At 63.2% G+C, this 16,194-nt stretch carries 13 protein-coding genes and 1 pseudogene; 4 read left to right on the top strand and 10 right to left on the bottom strand.

Translation table 11 applies throughout. The features are described 5' to 3' along the window. Positions 1 to 16: 16 nt before the first annotated feature. The 6 genes from CFII68_RS11905 to CFII68_RS11930 are packed head-to-tail and all read right to left on the bottom strand — an operon-like array spanning position 17 to position 5,968. A complete protein-coding gene (locus CFII68_RS11905; protein WP_018608208.1) occupies positions 17 to 1,759 on the bottom strand; it encodes an ABC transporter substrate-binding protein in 1,743 nt (580 codons plus the stop codon). A gap of 48 nt (positions 1,760 to 1,807) precedes the next feature. Next, entirely contained in the window at positions 1,808 to 2,080 is a 273-nt protein-coding gene (locus CFII68_RS11910) for a DUF2160 domain-containing protein (RefSeq protein ID WP_014337491.1), read from the bottom strand. 10 nt (positions 2,081 to 2,090) lie between these two features. Further along, on the bottom strand, positions 2,091 to 2,891 hold the full coding sequence (locus CFII68_RS11915; RefSeq protein ID WP_014337490.1) for a carbohydrate ABC transporter permease: 801 nt from the start codon (positions 2,889 to 2,891) through the stop codon (positions 2,091 to 2,093). Between the two features lie 10 nt (positions 2,892 to 2,901). Continuing rightward, on the bottom strand, positions 2,902 to 3,768 hold the full coding sequence (locus tag CFII68_RS11920; protein ID WP_014337489.1) for a carbohydrate ABC transporter permease: 867 nt from the start codon (positions 3,766 to 3,768) through the stop codon (positions 2,902 to 2,904). Beyond that, on the bottom strand, positions 3,765 to 4,874 hold the full coding sequence (locus CFII68_RS11925) for an ABC transporter ATP-binding protein (protein ID WP_018608205.1): 1,110 nt from the start codon (positions 4,872 to 4,874) through the stop codon (positions 3,765 to 3,767). Before CFII68_RS11925 ends, CFII68_RS11920 begins: the two co-directional genes overlap by 4 nt. Further along, a complete protein-coding gene (locus tag CFII68_RS11930) occupies positions 4,874 to 5,968 on the bottom strand; it encodes an ABC transporter ATP-binding protein (protein WP_018608203.1) in 1,095 nt (364 codons plus the stop codon). The genes CFII68_RS11925 and CFII68_RS11930 overlap by 1 nt, the downstream gene beginning before the upstream one ends. A 421-nt stretch (positions 5,969 to 6,389) precedes the next feature. On the opposite strand from CFII68_RS11930, the gene CFII68_RS11935 reads away from it, so the two are divergent. Further along, positions 6,390 to 8,234 carry a sigma-54-dependent Fis family transcriptional regulator gene (locus CFII68_RS11935; RefSeq protein ID WP_018608201.1) on the top strand — a complete coding sequence of 615 codons (1,845 nt, stop codon included), beginning with the start codon at positions 6,390 to 6,392 and terminating at the stop codon, positions 8,232 to 8,234. A gap of 802 nt (positions 8,235 to 9,036) precedes the next feature. Here the strand turns inward: CFII68_RS11935 and cobJ are convergent. From cobJ to cobG, 4 genes are read right to left on the bottom strand one after another with little or no spacing between them, the layout of a single operon-like run. Further along, positions 9,037 to 10,737 (bottom strand): precorrin-3B C(17)-methyltransferase, encoded by a 1,701-nt coding sequence (gene cobJ / locus CFII68_RS11940; RefSeq protein ID WP_018608199.1) that lies wholly within the window; start codon positions 10,735 to 10,737, stop codon positions 9,037 to 9,039. Further along, a complete protein-coding gene (locus tag CFII68_RS11945; protein WP_018608198.1) occupies positions 10,737 to 11,468 on the bottom strand; it encodes a precorrin-2 C(20)-methyltransferase in 732 nt (243 codons plus the stop codon). Before CFII68_RS11945 ends, cobJ begins: the two co-directional genes overlap by 1 nt. After that, positions 11,468 to 12,094: a precorrin-8X methylmutase gene (locus CFII68_RS11950; RefSeq protein ID WP_018608196.1), complete on the bottom strand. Its 627-nt coding sequence runs from the start codon at positions 12,092 to 12,094 to the stop codon at positions 11,468 to 11,470. The genes CFII68_RS11945 and CFII68_RS11950 overlap by 1 nt, the downstream gene beginning before the upstream one ends. Next, positions 12,087 to 13,436 carry a precorrin-3B synthase gene (gene cobG, locus CFII68_RS11955; protein ID WP_018608194.1) on the bottom strand — a complete coding sequence of 450 codons (1,350 nt, stop codon included), beginning with the start codon at positions 13,434 to 13,436 and terminating at the stop codon, positions 12,087 to 12,089. The genes CFII68_RS11950 and cobG overlap by 8 nt, the downstream gene beginning before the upstream one ends. Before the next feature lie 295 nt (positions 13,437 to 13,731). On the opposite strand from cobG, the gene CFII68_RS11960 reads away from it, so the two are divergent. From CFII68_RS11960 to CFII68_RS11970, 3 genes and pseudogenes are all read left to right on the top strand, one after another. Then, positions 13,732 to 14,943, top strand: coding sequence for a bifunctional cobalt-precorrin-7 (C(5))-methyltransferase/cobalt-precorrin-6B (C(15))-methyltransferase (locus CFII68_RS11960; RefSeq protein ID WP_018608192.1), 1,212 nt, complete (start codon positions 13,732 to 13,734; stop codon positions 14,941 to 14,943). After that, complete coding sequence (locus CFII68_RS11965) at positions 14,936 to 16,033, top strand: cobalt-precorrin-5B (C(1))-methyltransferase (RefSeq protein WP_018608190.1); 1,098 nt, start codon at positions 14,936 to 14,938, stop codon at positions 16,031 to 16,033. The genes CFII68_RS11960 and CFII68_RS11965 overlap by 8 nt, the downstream gene beginning before the upstream one ends. Then, positions 16,030 to 16,194: pseudogene (locus CFII68_RS11970) on the top strand (cobalt-precorrin-6A reductase); the annotation flags it as partial. The gene CFII68_RS11965 and the pseudogene CFII68_RS11970, both read left to right, overlap by 4 nt.

Below are 16,194 nucleotides of genomic sequence, written 5' to 3'. Positions count from 1 at the left end.
TTTCACGCTTGGGGCTTTACTTGCGTGCCGCTTCCCATGATTTCAACAGCTCGGTGTAGCTCACGGTTTCACCTTTAGGCTTCTCGTTCGCCAGTTTCGGCTTCGGTGCGCCCGGTTGGTCGAACCAGTATTGCGCATCGCGCTCAGGGTTCATCTTAGGTGCGCAGGTGGCTTGGGCCTTGGAGCGTTCCAGACGCGTCATGATCGCGTCCTGGTCCTTGGCCAACCCATCGAGGGCCTGCTGCGGGGTCTTCTCGCCACTGGCCGCTTCGGCGATGTGGCTCCACCACAGTTGCGCCAGGCGCGGGTAGTCCGGCACGTTGGTCCCGGTCGGGGTCCATTGCACGCGGGCCGGGCTACGGTAGAACTCCACCAGGCCACCGAGTTTCGGCGCCAGGTCGGTCAGGGCCTGGGAGTTGATGTCCGACTCACGAATTGGCGTCAGGCCAACGATGGTCTTCTTCAGCGACACCGTCTTGGACGTCACGAACTGCGCGTAGAGCCAGGCGGCGAGTTTCTGTTTCTCCGGCGTGGACTTCATGAATGTCCAGGAACCCACGTCCTGATACCCCAGCTTCATGCCCTCTTCCCAGTACGGACCACGCGGCGACGGCGCCATGCGCCATTTCGGCGTGCCATCGGCGTTCATCACCGGCAGGCCTGGCTTGGTCATGTCGGCGGTGAAAGCGGTGTACCAGAAGATCTGCTGGGCGATGGCGCCCTGGGACGGTACCGGGCCGGATTCGGAGAAAGTCATGCCCGCCGCTTCCGGTGGCGCGTACTTCTTCATCCAGTCCACGTATTTGGTGGTGGCGAACACCGCCGCCGGCCCGTTGGTATCGCCGCCGCGGGTCACGCTGGAGCCGACCGGATGGCAGTCTTCGACGCGAATGCCCCACTCGTCCACCGGCAAACCGTTGGGCAGGCCCTTGTCGCCGCCACCGGCCATGGAGAACCAGGCATCGGTGAAGCGCCAGCCCAGGGAGGGGTCTTTCTTGCCGTAGTCCATGTGGCCGTAGACGCGCTTGCCGTCGATCTCCTTGACGTCTTCGGAGAAGAACTTGGCAATGTCCTCATAGGCCGACCAGTTCACCGGTACGCCCAGCTCGTAGCCGTATTTCTCCTTGAACTTGGCCTTCAGGTCCGCACGCTCGAACCAGTCGGCGCGGAACCAGTACAAATTGGCGAATTGCTGGTCGGGCAGTTGATAGATCTTGCCGTCCGGCGCCGTGGTGAAGGAGATGCCGATGAAGTCCTTGATGTCCAGGGTCGGCGAGGTGAAATCCTTGCCTTCGTTGGCCATCAGGTCGGTGATCGATTCAGTCTTGCCATAGCGAAAGTGCGTACCGATCAGGTCCGAGTCGTTGACCCAGCCGTCATAGATGTTCTTGTCCGACTGCATCTGGGTCTGCAGCTTCTCCACCACGTCGCCTTCCTGGAGCAGGTCGTGGGTCAGCTGAATCCCGGTGATTTCGGTAAAGGCCTTGGCCAGCACCTTGGACTCGTATTCGTGGGTGGCGATGGTTTCCGACACCACGTTGATTTTCATCCCGCGAAACGGCTGGGCGGCCTTGATGAACCACTTGAGTTCTTCGAGCTGCTGCTCGGCTGTCAGGGTCGACGGCTTGAATTCACTGCCGATCCATTTTTTCGCGGCGTCTTCATAGGCGTCGGCCCAGGCCGCAGCACTCAACCCGCTGAGTGCCAGCATGGCTGCCAATGAAACGCTATGTCGCAGCTTATTGTTTTTATTGAACATAGAGACCTCCTGTTTGGGTTTAAGAGCCTGATCGGCGAACCTTCGCGACTAGCCCCACCGCATCACTGCCAACAGCCACACCAAAGACAACGCGAACGCTATCCAGATGCTCCAGTCGGTAACGCCGATCACCAGCATGTGCAGGTAGGCGCTACCGAGAAGACCGATAAACAACCGATCGCCACGGGTGGTGGCAATCGGCAGGAAACCCCGCCGAGGGATGCTCGGCGAACGCAGTTCCCACGTGGTCATGCCTGCCAGCAGCAAGGCGATGACCCCAAAGAATGCCGCCGTGGGGGCGGTCCAGTTCATCCATTCCATCATCGACTCCTCAGACCCGGCCCAGGGCAAAGCCCTTGGCCACGTGGTTGCGAACGAACCAGATCACCAGCATGCCCGGCAGGATGGTCAACACCCCCGCCGCCGCCAGCACGCCCCAGTCAATACCGGACGCCGACACGGTACGGGTCATGACCGCCGCGATCGGCTTGGCATTCACCGAAGTGAGCGTGCGTGCCAGCAGCAGTTCGACCCAGGAAAACATGAAGCAGAAAAATGCCGTGACACCGATGCCGGAACCGATCAACGGGATGAAGATCTTGGCGAAGAACTTGGGGAAACTGTAGCCGTCAATGTAGGCAGTCTCGTCAATTTCTTTCGGTACCCCGGACATGAACCCTTCGAGGATCCACACCGCCAGCGGCACGTTGAACAGGCAGTGGGCCAGGGCCACGGCGATGTGGGTGTCGAACAGGCCGATGGACGAATACAGCTGGAAGAACGGCAGCAGGAACACCGCCGGTGGGGCCATGCGGTTGGTCAGCAGCCAGAAGAACAGGTGCTTGTCTCCCAGGAACCGGTAGCGGGAAAACGCATAGGCCGCCGGCAACGCGACACCCAGGGAAATCACCGTGTTCAGGCTCACGTAGTACAGCGAGTTGAGGTAACCGGTGTACCAGCTCGGGTCGGTGAAGATCACCTTGTAGTTGTGGAAGGTGAAATCGTGCGGCCACAGGGTCAAGCCACCAAGGATCTCGGTGTTGCTCTTGAACGACATGTTCAGCAGCCAGTAGATGGGCACCAGCAGGAACAGGATGTAGATCAGCAGGGGTATCAGCTTTCTCTTGCTCATGGTGCGGGCCTCAACGGTTGGCGTCGGAGTGCGTCATGGCGGTATAGAACAGCCACGACACCAACAGAATGATCAGGAAGTACACCAGGGAAAACGCCGCCGCCGGGCCCAGGTCGAATTGGCCGATGGCCATCTGCGTCAGGGTCTGGCTGAGGAACGTGGTGGCGTTGCCCGGCCCGCCGCCGGTGAGTACGAACGGCTCGGTATAGATCATGAAGCTGTCCATGAAGCGCAGCATCACGGCGATCAACAGCACGCTTTTCATCTTCGGCAACTGGATGTGCCGGAACACTGCCCAGTTCGACGCCCGGTCGATCCGCGCGGCCTGGTAGTACACATCGGGAATCGCCCGCAGCCCCGAATAGCACAACAGCGCCACCAACGAAGTCCAGTGCCAGACATCCATCACCAACACGGTGACCCAGGCGTCCATGGTGTTGGCCGCATAGTTGTAGTTGATGCCCAGGCCGTTGAGGGTGGAGCCCAGCAAGCCGATGTCGGCGCGGCCGAAAATCTGCCAGATGGTGCCCACCACGTTCCAGGGAATCAGCAGCGGGATCGCGAGGATGATCAACACCAGGGACGACCATTTGCCCTTGGTCGGCATGGTCAGGGCGATGGCGATGCCCAGGGGAATTTCAATCAGCAACACGCACGCCGAGTAGATGAACTGGCGCAGCAGCGAGTCGTGCAGCCGTGGATCGAGCAGCACCTGCCGGTACCAGTCGGCGCCGACGAAGTAGCGGCTGGACTGGTCGAAGATGTCCTGCACCGAATAGTTGACCACGGTCATCATCGGGATCACGGCGCTGAAAGCCACCAGCAGGAACACCGGCAACACCAGCCACCAGGCCTTGTTGTTCTGCACCTTGTTCATGGCTGCACCTCGCTCAACGGTTCCAGCAAATACTCATCGGCATAGACCATCAGCCATTGGGCCGGAAAACTGATGTACGCGGTGCCTTCGGGCACAGGCTTGTCTTCGGCCAGGCGGACCTTGATCGGCGCGCCATCGAGGTTGAGGGTCAGGATCTTGTAGGTGCCCAGGTCTTCGACGTGCACCACGTCAGCCCGCATCGCGTCGTCATAGGGGCCGTCCCAGACATGAACGAATTCGGGGCGGATACCAACCTTCAGGGTTTTGCCCTGGGCCTCGGCAACGCGTTGTTGCAGGATTTCGGACAGAGGCAAGTGGGTCGAGCCGAAGCCGACGCCACCGGGCTGCGCCGTGACCTCGATCAGGTTCATCCCCGGGCTGCCGATGAAGTAGCCGACAAAGGTGTGGCTCGGACGCTCGAACAAGTCCCGGGGCGTGCCGAACTGCACGATCTGGCCGCCGTACATCACGGCGATCTTGTCGGCGAAAGTCGAAGCTTCCAACTGGTCGTGGGTGACGTAGACCATGGTGATGTTGAACTGCTCGTGGATCTGCTTGAGCTTGCGCCGCAGTTTCCATTTCAGGTGCGGGTCGATCACCGTCAGCGGCTCGTCGAACAGGATCGCCGACACATCGTCGCGCACCAGCCCGCGGCCCATGGAGACTTTCTGTTTTTCGTCGGCGGTGAGGTTGCGGGCCTTTTTGTCCAGCAGGTTCTGCAGGTCCAGGACCTCGGCGATTTCCTGCACCTTGGTGTGGATCCTCGCCTCGGCCATGCCCTGGTTGCGCAGCGGGAACGCCAGGTTATCGAACACCGTCATGGTGTCGTACACCACCGGGAACTGGAACACCTGGGCGATGTTGCGGCGCTCCGGGGTCAGGTCGTTGACGACTTTGCTGTCGAACATCACCTGCCCTTCGGAAGGGCTGAGCAAGCCGGAGATGATGTTGAGCAATGTGGACTTGCCACAACCTGACGGCCCGAGCAGCGCATACGCGCCACCCTGCTCCCAGATGTGGTTCATCTCGCGAATCGCGTAGTCCTCGGGGCCCGCCGGGGTGCTGGTGTAGCTGTGGGCGAGGTTCTGCAAACGAATTTCGGCCATCAGGCAACCCTCGCGATACGCTGCCCTGGGGCTTGGACCAGCTTGCCCTGGGCATCGAAGACAAACAGTTTATGGGTCGGAATGTAGATGCGGATCGGCGCGTCCACGTCGTACTCATGCACCCCTGGCAAGTGCAGCACCAGCAGGAAATGTTCGTTGCGCACATGCAGGAACGTCTCCGAGCCGCTGATCTCGGCCACCTCGACAGTCACCGCCAGTTCAAGGTCGTCGTCGTTGCTCGGCACCAGGGAAATATGGCTGGGGCGCACGCCGAAACGGAACTCACCCTCGCCCACCGGGCGCAGATCGACGTTCAGCGGGAAATACACGAAATTGGCGAAGCTCACCTCGTTACCGACGATGCGCCCTGGCATGAGGTTGATCGGAGGTTCGGAGAACAATTCGGCGGCCAGCACGGTTTGCGGCTGGTGATACACCGATGAGGATTTGCCGCTCTGGATCACCCGGCCCTCATGCAGGATCGTGGTGGTGCCGCCCAGGGCCAGCGCCTCGTTGGGCTCGGTGGTGGCGTAGACGGCGATGGTGTGGCGGGCCTGGAACAATTCGCGCATTTCCTGGCGAAGCTCTTCACGCAGCTTGTAGTCCAGGTTCACCAGCGGCTCGTCGAACAGAATCAGCTCGGCGTCCTTGACCAAGGCCCGGGCCATGGCGGTGCGCTGCTGCTGGCCGCCGGACAATTCCAGTGGATGGCGCTTGAGAAACTTCTCGATCCGCAACATTTTTGCGGTTTCCAGGACTTTGCCCTGGATGACGTCCTCGGACACACCGGCCTGGCGCAACGGCGAGGCGATGTTTTCGAAAACGGTCATGGTCGGGTAGTTGATGAACTGCTGGTAAACCATCGACACGTTGCGCAGCCGCACCGGGCGATTGGTGACGTCGACGCCGTTCATCAGGATGCGGCCGCTGTCGGGCTTGTCCAGACCGGCCATCAGGCGCATGAGGCTGGTCTTGCCGGACAGCGTGCGGCCCAACAGAACGTTGAAGGATCCGGGTTCGAAACTCAGATTGGCATCGTCGATCCAGGTCTGGCCTTCGACGGTGCGACAGATGTGCTCAAGCTTTAATGACATGGCTCGGCCTTTTTATTATTGGAGTCAAGCGACCCGAGCTAGAAAGCGAAAGCCGTGCCAGAAATCACAAGCCTTTGATCAGATTGATATTTCCATTGATCCGCTGAAAAAACACGTTCGTTGATGAACACAAGTGAACAGCCATGAATGAACAACTGAACAACACGCGGGTTGACAATGAACAATTTTGAACAACACTGAAAGAACGTTTTCGGCTAGCCTGACTGCGATCCTGTGGGAGCGGGCTTGCTCGCGAAGGCGGTGTGTCAGTCAGTACAAATATCGACTGTCACGACGCTTTCGCGAGCAAGCCCGCTCCCACAAGGGTTTGTGTATGAAGTGGTATTCAGGCCTGCCCCAGCACAAGGAGTCTGTGCGAGACTTGCCACAACAATAAAAACAGCTCCTGCGAGAGTGCCCCATGGCCGCACCTGCCCCAGCCTTGTCCCACGAGGCCATCATCCAGGCCTCCTGGTCCCGTTGCCGCGCCTTCGGCCTGAACCATCAAAGCGTGCCGGCCTTCGACCAGCTGCCCGCCCAAGGCATCGCCCAGTTGCTGGAGAGCCAGCATTCGCTGGTGCAGACCACCCACCAGGAAGTCTTGCCGTATTACGAGAACATCCTGAGCAACTCCAACTGCCTGATCATGCTGGCCGACAACCAGGGCCAAGTGCTGACGTCCTGGGGCACCCAGCGTTTCATCGAGCCGAAACTGGCCCATGGCTTCAGCGCCGGGGCGAGCTGGATGGAGCGCTGCACCGGCACCAACGCCATCGGCACCGCGCTGGCCTGCGAACAGGCGGTGCACATCGAACACGATGAACACTTCCTCAAGGCCAATCGCTTCATGACCGGCTCCGCCGCGCCGATCTTCGATGCCGAGCGCAAGGTCATCGCCGTGCTGGACGTCTCCAGCGACAGCTACCTGCCGCCGTCCCACACCCTGGGCATGGTCAAGATGATGAGCCAGACCGTGGAGAACCGGCTGATCCTCAACCTGTTTCGCGGTGAACACTTTCAACTGACCTTCAACACCGGCCTGAACAACCTCGACAGCCAATGGGCCGGGCTGCTGATTTTCGATGAGAGCGGCCAGGTCCTGTCCGCCAACCGCCGGGCCGACAACCTGCTGGGCCTGAGCCTGTCACGGGTCAGCATCGAAAGCCTGTTCAAGGTCTCGCTGCTGGAACTGCTGAACCAGCCCGACGGCCTGCCGTTCGCCCTGCAAGCGTCCGGCAGCAATCGTTTCCAGTGCTTGCTCAGGCGCCCGAGCCAGGTGTCGATCAAGGCTCGCGTGTTCACCGAAACAGCACCTGCGCCGGCCCCCGCCAGCAACGCTATCAGCCTCAACACCCTGCACTTCGGTGACAGCCGCGTGGAGAAAGCCGTGCGCCAGGCCGAGCGTTTGCTGGAGAAGGACATTCCGCTGCTGATCCATGGCGAGACCGGCGTCGGCAAGGAAGTCTTCGTCAAAGCCCTGCACCAGGCCAGTTCGCGTTGCAAGCAGCCGTTTATTGCCGTCAACTGCGCAGCGATCCCCGCCGAGTTGGTGGAGTCGGAATTGTTCGGTTATGAAAAAGGCGCCTTCACCGGTGCCAACCAGAAAGGCAGCATCGGCCTGATCCGCAAGGCCGACCGCGGCACGCTGTTTCTCGACGAGATCGGCGACATGCCCCTGCCGACCCAGGCCCGGCTGCTGCGGGTCTTGCAGGAACGTTGCGTGCAGCCAGTGGGCAGCGCCGAGCTGTTCCCGGTGGACATCCGCATCATCTCCGCCACCAACCGCTCGCTGCGTGAACAGGTGCAACTGGGGCGGTTTCGCGAAGACTTGTACTACCGCATCGGCGGCCTGACCCTGGAACTGCCGCCCCTGCGCGAACGCAGCGACAAGCAGGCCCTGTTCAAACGTCTCTGGGAACACCACCGCGAACCGACCCAATGGGCCGGCCTGAGCCGCGAGGTGTTGGATCTGTTCGAACGCCACCCCTGGCCGGGCAACCTGCGACAGGTCAGCAGCGTGCTGCAAGTGGCCCTGGCGATGGCCGAGGAACAGCCGATCCGCCCGGAACACCTGCCCGACGATTTCTTTGTCGACCTTGAAATGGAACCGGTGGAAACGCCTGAGCCGCTGACGGTGGACCTCAACGATGCCGAGGACCTGAACCGTCAGTTGCAGGCCGTGGGCGGGAATATTTCACACCTGGCGCGACGGCTGGGGGTCAGCCGCAATACCTTGTACAAACGCTTGCGACAACTGGAGAGCTGATACGAAACCTGTGGGGGTGGGCTGGCTCTTGTTGATTGAGTACATATCCGTTGCTGCGGTAACGGCTGCTTAGGGTTCCGCCCTGACGGCGGGTCACTTTTGGAAGAGCGCCAAAAGTAACCAAAAGCGCATTGCCCCACCACTCGGTGCCTCGCTTAGGCTCGGCATGCCCTCACTCCGGCATTGCTCCGTGGGCCGCCGCGAAGGGCCATCCATGGCCCAGCGCGGCTATCCCGGCATCCATGCCGGGATGCCCACTACGCAATACCTGCGTTCAGCCATCGTGGTTAACGGGGCGCCGAGATCAACGTCCACCGCGAGGCGGCCTAGTAGCCGACCTAGTTCTCCCGGTCGTACCGCCATCAGACTTGTTTGAGCAGGACCTGTGGGAGCAAAGCTTGCTCGCGAGGCGGCCTGACTGAGCCGACCTGGCTCTTCCGGTCGTACTTCGGTCCAATTGTGGGAGCGAGCCTGCTCGCGAAGGCGGTCTGATAGTTGGCCATGGATTCTGGGCAACCACATTTTCAGTGGAAATTGAACCTTCTCGCTACCGTGCAGCCTTGACCTGGAATTTGTTATAGAAAATCAAGTGCTTGCGTTTTGTTTGATAGGAGCTTGCTCCCGCTGGGCTGCGCCGTAGGAGCTGTCGAGTGCAACGAGGCTGCGATCTTTCCACTGACAATTGAATCGAGAGCAAAAGATCAAAATCAAAAGATCGCAGGCTTCGCCAGCTCCTACAGAGCCCAGCGGGAGCAAGCTCCCTCGCCACAGTAACGCCCCCACCACAGAACAGTGTCGCGGTTCAGGCAGGTTTGGCCCCATACCAGCGCGGCGTATACACCCAGTTTCCACCGGATGCGCGCGGGAACACGCAGGTGGTGGAGGAGCCGATCAGGACCATGGTGCGCATATCCACCTGCTCGGCCGTGAGCTGCCCCAACGTGGTGACACGCAGGCTCTGGCCCGGACGACCGATGTCACGCCCCAACACCACCGGCGTCTCCGGCGTGCGGTGCTGGGCGACGATCTCCAGCGCTCGCCCCAATTGCCACGGTCGCGCACGGGAAATCGGGTTGTAGAAAGCCAACGCCAGATCGGCTTCGGCCGCCAGGTCCAGGCGTTTTTCGATGATCGACCATGGCTTGAGATTGTCCGACAGCGACATCACGCAGAAGTCATGCCCCAACGGCGCACCGGCCTGGGCGGCGGTGGCGAGGGAGGCGGACACACCGGGCAGGATCTCCAGGTCAACCTGGTGCCAGGTCGGGTCGCTGGACTCGTGCAACGCTTCGAGCACCGCCGCCGCCATGGCGAATACACCCGGGTCGCCGGACGACACCACGATCACCGAACGGCCTTGGGTGGCCAATTCAAAGGCGTGTCGGGCACGCTGCATTTCTTCGCGATTGTCGGTGCAGTGCAGCACTTGATCGTCGCGAAACGGGCCGGCCATGCGCACATAGGTTTCGTAGCCAAGCACATCGGTGGCCCGCGCCAGTTCAGCCTTCACCGCCGGCACCATCAGTTCGGCCGCGCCCGGCCCCAGGCCGATCACCGCCAGGCGTCCGCGCGGACGACCGATTTGGGCCACCTCCAAGGGCTGCGCAGCAACGGCGATGGCCAGGTTGTCCGTCGCCGAAAGGATGTTCGCCGCCGGCACCGAACTGCGCGCCAAGGTGGCGGCATCGCCGGTCATCGCCACAAAGCGCAGCGCCACCCCGAGTTCCAGCGCCGCTTCACGCAAGGCCGTGCTGGCCATCAGCGTCTGCGCCGCCACCAGGCACGCCAGGCTCGGAATCGCCACGTTGGCTTGCTGCAAAGCGGCACGAATGGCACCCGGCAGGTCAGCCACCTCGGCGCTCACCACCACCGCGACACTGCGCGGATAAATCAGCAGTTCATGGGCGCTCGCCTCACGCTCGGCATGGCCGACGTGGATCGTGCGTCGCGCCTGCGGGTCTTGCGGCAACTGCGCCTGATCCAACCACGGCGCTGCACCTTCGATGCGCACCGGCTCACCGGCCAACAGGTCGGAGACAAAGCGCTTACCCTGCTCCAGGTCGCCAAGGCTGTAGCCGCTGGGTGGATTGAGCAGGCAGGTGCCAAAACGCAATTCGCCGCTGGTGGTAATCGCCGGCGCCACTTGCAGCGTTGCCGCGATCTCCCGGGCCATGACGTTGACCCCGCCCAGGCCGCCCAGCAGCGGTACCACGGCGCTGCCATCCTCGGCCACCGCCAGTACCGGCGGCTCGACGCCTTTTTCCAGCAACAGCGGCGCCAGGGTGCGGATGACGATGCCCGCCGCGCACAGGGCGATGATTGGTGTGTTCTGTTGGTAGAGCTCGCGCAACGTCGCGCCGAACTCGAGGTATTGGCGATCCGCGCCCTCGACTCGCCCGGCCAGGCCGTGGATCAAGGCTTCGGGATAACGTTGCTGGATCCGCCGGGCCGTTGCGAGGCTGCCCGGGCCGAGGATGACGATGGCCGGCGCGGTAGAAGTCATCAACCCTGCCACCGTTCGCCCGGGACAATGATCAGCGAGAAGTACGGCGAAGACATCGGCTCGACTTCATCCAACGGCACGATTTTCTGGTTGGCCATGGTCGCCCGCTCGACATACAGCGCCCGTCCGTCCATACCCAACTCCTGAAGCACTTGGCGAACCTTGGGGAAATTGCGCCCCAGCTTCATGATCACCGCCGCATCGGCGTCGGCCAGGCGACGCTTGAGATCGTCGTGGGGCAGGACGCCGGAGAGCACCGACAGGCTCTGGTTGCGATAGACCAGCGGCGCACCGAGCACCGAGGCCCCGCCCAGCATCGAGCACACGCCGGGAATGACTTGGGCCTCATAGCGCTCGGCCAGGCGATCGTGCAGGTACATGTAGGAGCCGTAGAAAAACGGATCGCCCTCACAGATCACCGCCACGTCGCGACCGGCATCCAGGTGCACGGCCAACTGCTCGGCGGCGGTGTCGTAGAAGTCGGCGATCACCTGTTCATAGGACAGCGGCGCCGGCAGCGCTTCGGTGGTGACCGGGTAGACCAGCGGCAGCAACGTCTGCGCGTCCTGCAAATGGGCCTCGATGATGCCGAAGGCGTTGCCCTTCTTGCCCTTGGCGACGAAGTACGCCACCACCGGCGATTCGCGCAACAGGCGCAGGGCCTTGACCGTAATCAGTTCCGGGTCACCGGGGCCCACGCCGAGGCCGATCAGACGTCCAGGCTGCTGCATCATTCAATCTCCGTAGCGAGGGCGTTGACGGCGGCGGCGGCCATGGCGCTACCGCCCAGGCGGCCTTGCATGATCACGAACGGCACGCCGCGGCTGTTGGCTGCCAGCATCGCCTTGGACTCGGCGGCGCCGACGAAGCCCACCGGAAAACCGAGGATCAGTGCCGGTTTCGGCGCGCCGGCATCGAGCATTTCCAACAGGTAGAACAGCGCGGTCGGCGCGTTGCCGATGACCACGACGCTGCCTTCCAGGTGCGGGCGCCACAGCTCCAGCGCCGCCGCCGAACGGGTGTTGCCCAGCTCCAGGGCCAATGCCGGCACGGCCTCGTCGCGCAAGGTGCAGATCACCGGATTGTTGGCCGGCAGACGAGCCCGGGTCACGCCTTCGGAGACCATCCGCGCATCACACAGGATCGGCGCACCGGCAGCCAGCGCCTGGCGCCCGGCCGTGCCCGCGCCCTCGGAAAACTGCAAGCCATCGATGGCCTCGACCATGCCGCAGGCGTGGATCACCCGCACCGCGAGTTTTTCCAGGTCGGCCGGAATGCGCGCCAGGTTGGCTTCGGCGCGGATGATCGCGAAGGAGTTGCGATAGATCTCCTGACCGTCGCGGATGTAATCAAGCATCAAGGGGGCTCCGGGGGCGAGCGTCGAGCCAGTGGCCGAGCGCTTCAATAGTCAGATTGTGTGCCTGCAACGCGCCGAAACCCGGCAGCGTGGCATCGCGAAAATACAGGTCATAACGACCGGGGGCGACCGCCAGCAAGGTGGCGGGCGCGATATGGGCTGCCGCGCAGGAACGCGGGCAGCCCGACAGATGGACCTTCAGGGTCTGGCCCTGGCGTTGCAGCAGCTCGGCCAGTTGGCGAGCATCGGCCTTGGTGTCGGCCAGGGCTTTGCCGCAGCCACTGGAACCGGTGCAGGCGATGAGTTGTGCCAGGGGCTGATCGACCGAGCACAACAGGCCCAACCCCTCAAGCCGCGCCAGCACTTCGTCGGCGTCCTCGCGGCGCACGTTGGGCAGCAGCAGGCTTTGCCAAGGGGTGAAACGAAGGCTTGCGTTGCCCTTCTCCCGTGCCAATTGCGCCGCCCCCCGCAGCATGCCGGCGTCGAGTCGGCCAAGGGGCGCCGCCGCGCCGACGTAGACGCGATCGTCATGCTGGGGATGAACGCCGAGGTGCAGTCCGTCGCTGGCCCTGTCCCGCTGCCAATCCAGGCACGTTTGCAGCGGCACGCGGCGGGCCAATCGGGTCATGAATTCATCGCTGGGGATTTCAGCCAACAAGTGACGCATGCGGATCTGGTCCGGGCGCGCCAGGTCGAGGAACAGTTCCAGCACCGCCACCACCAAGGCATGCCCCTGGGCCAGGGGCACCCTGCCTACCGGTTTATCCAATGGGCAACCGGCCAAGCCGAAGGCCAGCCAAGGCTCGCCATCACGGACCAGGGCCGACAACCACAGGTCATGGTGATGTTCGAGCATCGCCAACGCTTCACCACCGTCCAGTTGCACGGCGAACTTGGCCGACAACTCAGGGAAGCGTTCGTGGGTTTGCAGGGTGAAGAGGATCTGCGCCGCCAATGGCCGGGTGTCGAACAGCATCTGCCGGTCGATCCCGGCCGACGGGCTGAGCATCAGGTTGCGTACGTCATCGCCGGCCGGCTTGCGCGGGCCAAGCCCGGCGGCCAGCAATGGCTCGATCAGCGCGTCGTGCCCGGGACCGATCCCGCGGATTTGCAGGTTGGCCCGGTTGGTCGCCTCGATCACGCCTGCGGCGAACCGCTCGGCCACAAAAGCTACGGCTTCGGCCTGATCCGCCTGGATGGAACCGCCATCGAGCTTGATCCGACAGATCCCACCGTCCAGCGCCTGGACGACACGCAGCAACCCCGGGCAACCGGAGGGGCGTACGACGTTGGAGGATGGACGTTCGTTCAAGGGAAAACCGACAAATAAGAAACGCCGCATCGGCGAAGGACCGCCATTATGCCTGCTTTGCCAGGGGTCATGAAAAGCTTGCCGGTCGGATTGCTGACGGCGGGCACACAATTTCCGAACGCCCCCATTCCAAACTGTGGGAGCGAGCCTGCTCGCGAAAGCGGTCTACCTGAGAAGATGAGGTTGAATGGACCGCCGCCATCGCGAGCAAGCTCGCTCCAACCCGGGATGGTTCGCGCCTGATCCGCCGGGGCGCGGTATGATGGCGGCCCGGTTCGCGGTGGCAACACGCCTGTCGATCAACCCAATTATTCGAGGAACAGAGATGACCCCCTGGCTGACCGTAGTGGGCATCGGTGAAGACGGCTTCAAGGGCCTGGGCCGAACGGCTCGCCATGCCTTGCTGCGGGCGTCACACATTGTCGGCAGCGACCGGCAACTGGCGCTGTTGCCACTGTGCATCCGCGGCCAACGGGAGCTGTGGCCCAGCCCGTTCTCCCTGGAGCCGCTGCTCGCTCGGCAGGGTGAACCGGTGTGCGTGCTGGCCAGCGGCGATCCGATGTTCTACGGCGTGGGCGCCAGCCTGGCGAAACAGGTGCCGAGTGATCAGATGCTGGTCATCCCCGCGCCCTCCTCCTGCTCGCTGGCCGCGGCGCGCATGGGCTGGCCGTTGCAAGAGGTGGTCACGCTGTCGTTGGTGGCGCGGCCCCTGGCGGCGCTCAATGTTCACTTATCCACAGGTGTCAGGCTGTTGCTGCTGAGCAACGACCGCCACAGCCCCGCCGCCGTGGCGACGTTATTGCGCGAGCGGGGATTCGGCCCGAGCACCATGACCGTGCTGGAGCATCTGGGCGGTGCGGCGGAACGACGGATCGACGGTTGCGCCGCGCAGTGGTCCGATGACACCGTCGCCGACCTGAACCTGATCGCCATCGAATGCCGGGCCGAACCGTCGACACCGCGCCTGTCGCGCCTGGCCGGTTTGCCGGACACCGCCTTCGAACATGACGGCCAGTTGACCAAACGCGACGTGCGCGCCATCACCCTCGCCCGCCTCGCCCCGACCCCCGGCGAGTTGCTCTGGGATGTCGGCGCCGGCAGCGGCTCCATCGGCATCGAATGGATGCGCACCCACCCCAGTTGCCGGGCCCTGGCCATCGAAGCTGACGAAGGCCGCCAAGGCTTGATCGAACGCAACCGCGACACCCTCGGTGTGCCTGGCCTGCAACTGATTCGCGGCAAAGCCCCCCAGGCGCTGGAGAACCTGGAGCGGCCGGACGCGGTGTTCATCGGCGGCGGCGTCACCCGCGAAGGCGTGCTCGACGCCTGCTGGGCCCAACTCAAGCCCGGCGGCCGGCTCGTCGCCAACGCCGTGACCCTGCAAAGCGAAACGGCCCTGATGCACTGGCGCGAACGTCACGGCGGTGAACTGACCCGCATCCACATCGCCCAGGCCCAACCCTTGGGCGAGTTCGACACCTGGCGCCAGGCCTTGCCGATCACCTTGCTCGACCTGGTCAAACCTCTCGATGCGTGACGAAACCGCCGAACAACCCGCCCCGCTGCGCAGCGGCCTGACCACCGGCAGTTGCGCCACGGCCACCAGCCTGGCGGCCGCTCGATTACTGCTGCGCGGCACCGAAGCCGATGCCGTGGAAATCGTACTGCCCAAGGGCAAGCAGGTGCAGATGCGCCTGGAGTTCTGCCGGCTGACCGAACAAGGCGCCGAAGCCGGGACGATCAAGGATGCGGGCGATGACCCGGACGTAACCCACGGCGCCCTGTTGTTTTCCCAGGTGCGCTTGATCGCCGAGCCCGGTGTGCGTTTCGTCGCGGGTCGCGGCGTCGGCACGGTGACGCGACCGGGGTTGGTGCTGAACGTCGGTGAACCGGCGATCAACCCGGTGCCGCGCAAAATGATCAACGACCACCTGGGTCGGCTGGCCGAGGAAAGCGGTTACGCCGGCGGTTTCGAAGTCACGGTCAATGTCGAGGGCGGCGAAGCCCTGGCGCTGAAAACCATGAATCCGCGCCTGGGGATTCTTGGCGGCCTGTCGATCCTCGGCACCAGCGGCATCGTCCGGCCGTTCTCCTGCGCGGCCTACATTGCCTCGATCCACCAGGGTATCGACGTGGCGAAAACCAACGGCTATCTGCACATCGCCGCCTGCACCGGCAACGCCAGCGAAGACACCATGCGCCGGGTCTACAACCTGCCGGAAATCGCCCTGATCGAAATGGGTGATTTCGTCGGCGCCGTGCTCAAACATGTGCGCAAGGTCCCGGTGGATAAGCTCAGCCTCTGCGGCGGCTTTGGCAAAATCAGCAAACTCGCCGCCGGCCACATGGACCTGCACAGCCGTCACTCGAGCATCGACCTGCCACAACTGGCCGAGTGGGCCGCCGCCATCGGTGCCGATGAGGTTTTGCAGCAAGGCATCCGCGCGGCCAACACCAGCCAGCAAGCCCTGGCAATGGCCAGCGCCGCCGGCATCGCCCTCGGCGATGCGGTGTGTGAGCATGCGCTGGCTTTCGCTCGCAGTGTGGTGCCGGCCCAGGTCCAGGTCGAAGTTTTCGCCATCGACCGCCAAGGCGGGATCGTCGGCCACGCGGGAGTTTTGAAATGAAACGTATCCTGCTGCTGGGCGGCGTCACCGAAGCCCTGGCCATCGCCCGCACCCTCGGCCCCCAGCACATCTACAGCCTGGCCGGCATCGGCCGCGTCCCCACCGACCTGACCTGCCAGGTGCGCGTCGGCGGCTACGGCGGCGCCGAAGGGTTGGCACAG

The organism is Pseudomonas sp. CFII68 (genome assembly GCF_000416195.1).
GTDB classification, from domain to species: domain Bacteria; phylum Pseudomonadota; class Gammaproteobacteria; order Pseudomonadales; family Pseudomonadaceae; genus Aquipseudomonas; species Aquipseudomonas kilonensis.
This window is presented reverse-complemented; position numbering and strand designations above follow the sequence as displayed.

What these genes read in the sequence shown, in the direction of transcription:
- CFII68_RS11925 (WP_018608205.1), bottom strand. Translation starts at nt 4,874, where the DNA reads ATGGCCGAAATTCGTTTGCAGAACCTCGCCCACAGCTACACCAGCACC.
- cobG (WP_018608194.1), bottom strand. Translation starts at nt 13,436, where the DNA reads ATGCGGCGTTTCTTATTTGTCGGTTTTCCCTTGAACGAACGTCCATCC.
- CFII68_RS11910 (WP_014337491.1), bottom strand. Translation starts at nt 2,080, where the DNA reads ATGGAATGGATGAACTGGACCGCCCCCACGGCGGCATTCTTTGGGGTC.
- CFII68_RS11950 (WP_018608196.1), bottom strand. Translation starts at nt 12,094, where the DNA reads ATGCTTGATTACATCCGCGACGGTCAGGAGATCTATCGCAACTCCTTC.
- cobJ (WP_018608199.1), bottom strand. Translation starts at nt 10,737, where the DNA reads ATGACTTCTACCGCGCCGGCCATCGTCATCCTCGGCCCGGGCAGCCTC.
- CFII68_RS11930 (WP_018608203.1), bottom strand. Translation starts at nt 5,968, where the DNA reads ATGTCATTAAAGCTTGAGCACATCTGTCGCACCGTCGAAGGCCAGACC.
- CFII68_RS11905 (WP_018608208.1), bottom strand. Translation starts at nt 1,759, where the DNA reads ATGTTCAATAAAAACAATAAGCTGCGACATAGCGTTTCATTGGCAGCC.
- CFII68_RS11920 (WP_014337489.1), bottom strand. Translation starts at nt 3,768, where the DNA reads ATGAACAAGGTGCAGAACAACAAGGCCTGGTGGCTGGTGTTGCCGGTG.
- CFII68_RS11965 (WP_018608190.1), top strand. Translation starts at nt 14,936, where the DNA reads ATGCGTGACGAAACCGCCGAACAACCCGCCCCGCTGCGCAGCGGCCTG.
- CFII68_RS11960 (WP_018608192.1), top strand. Translation starts at nt 13,732, where the DNA reads ATGACCCCCTGGCTGACCGTAGTGGGCATCGGTGAAGACGGCTTCAAG.
- CFII68_RS11935 (WP_018608201.1), top strand. Translation starts at nt 6,390, where the DNA reads ATGGCCGCACCTGCCCCAGCCTTGTCCCACGAGGCCATCATCCAGGCC.
- CFII68_RS11945 (WP_018608198.1), bottom strand. Translation starts at nt 11,468, where the DNA reads ATGCAGCAGCCTGGACGTCTGATCGGCCTCGGCGTGGGCCCCGGTGAC.
- CFII68_RS11915 (WP_014337490.1), bottom strand. Translation starts at nt 2,891, where the DNA reads ATGAGCAAGAGAAAGCTGATACCCCTGCTGATCTACATCCTGTTCCTG.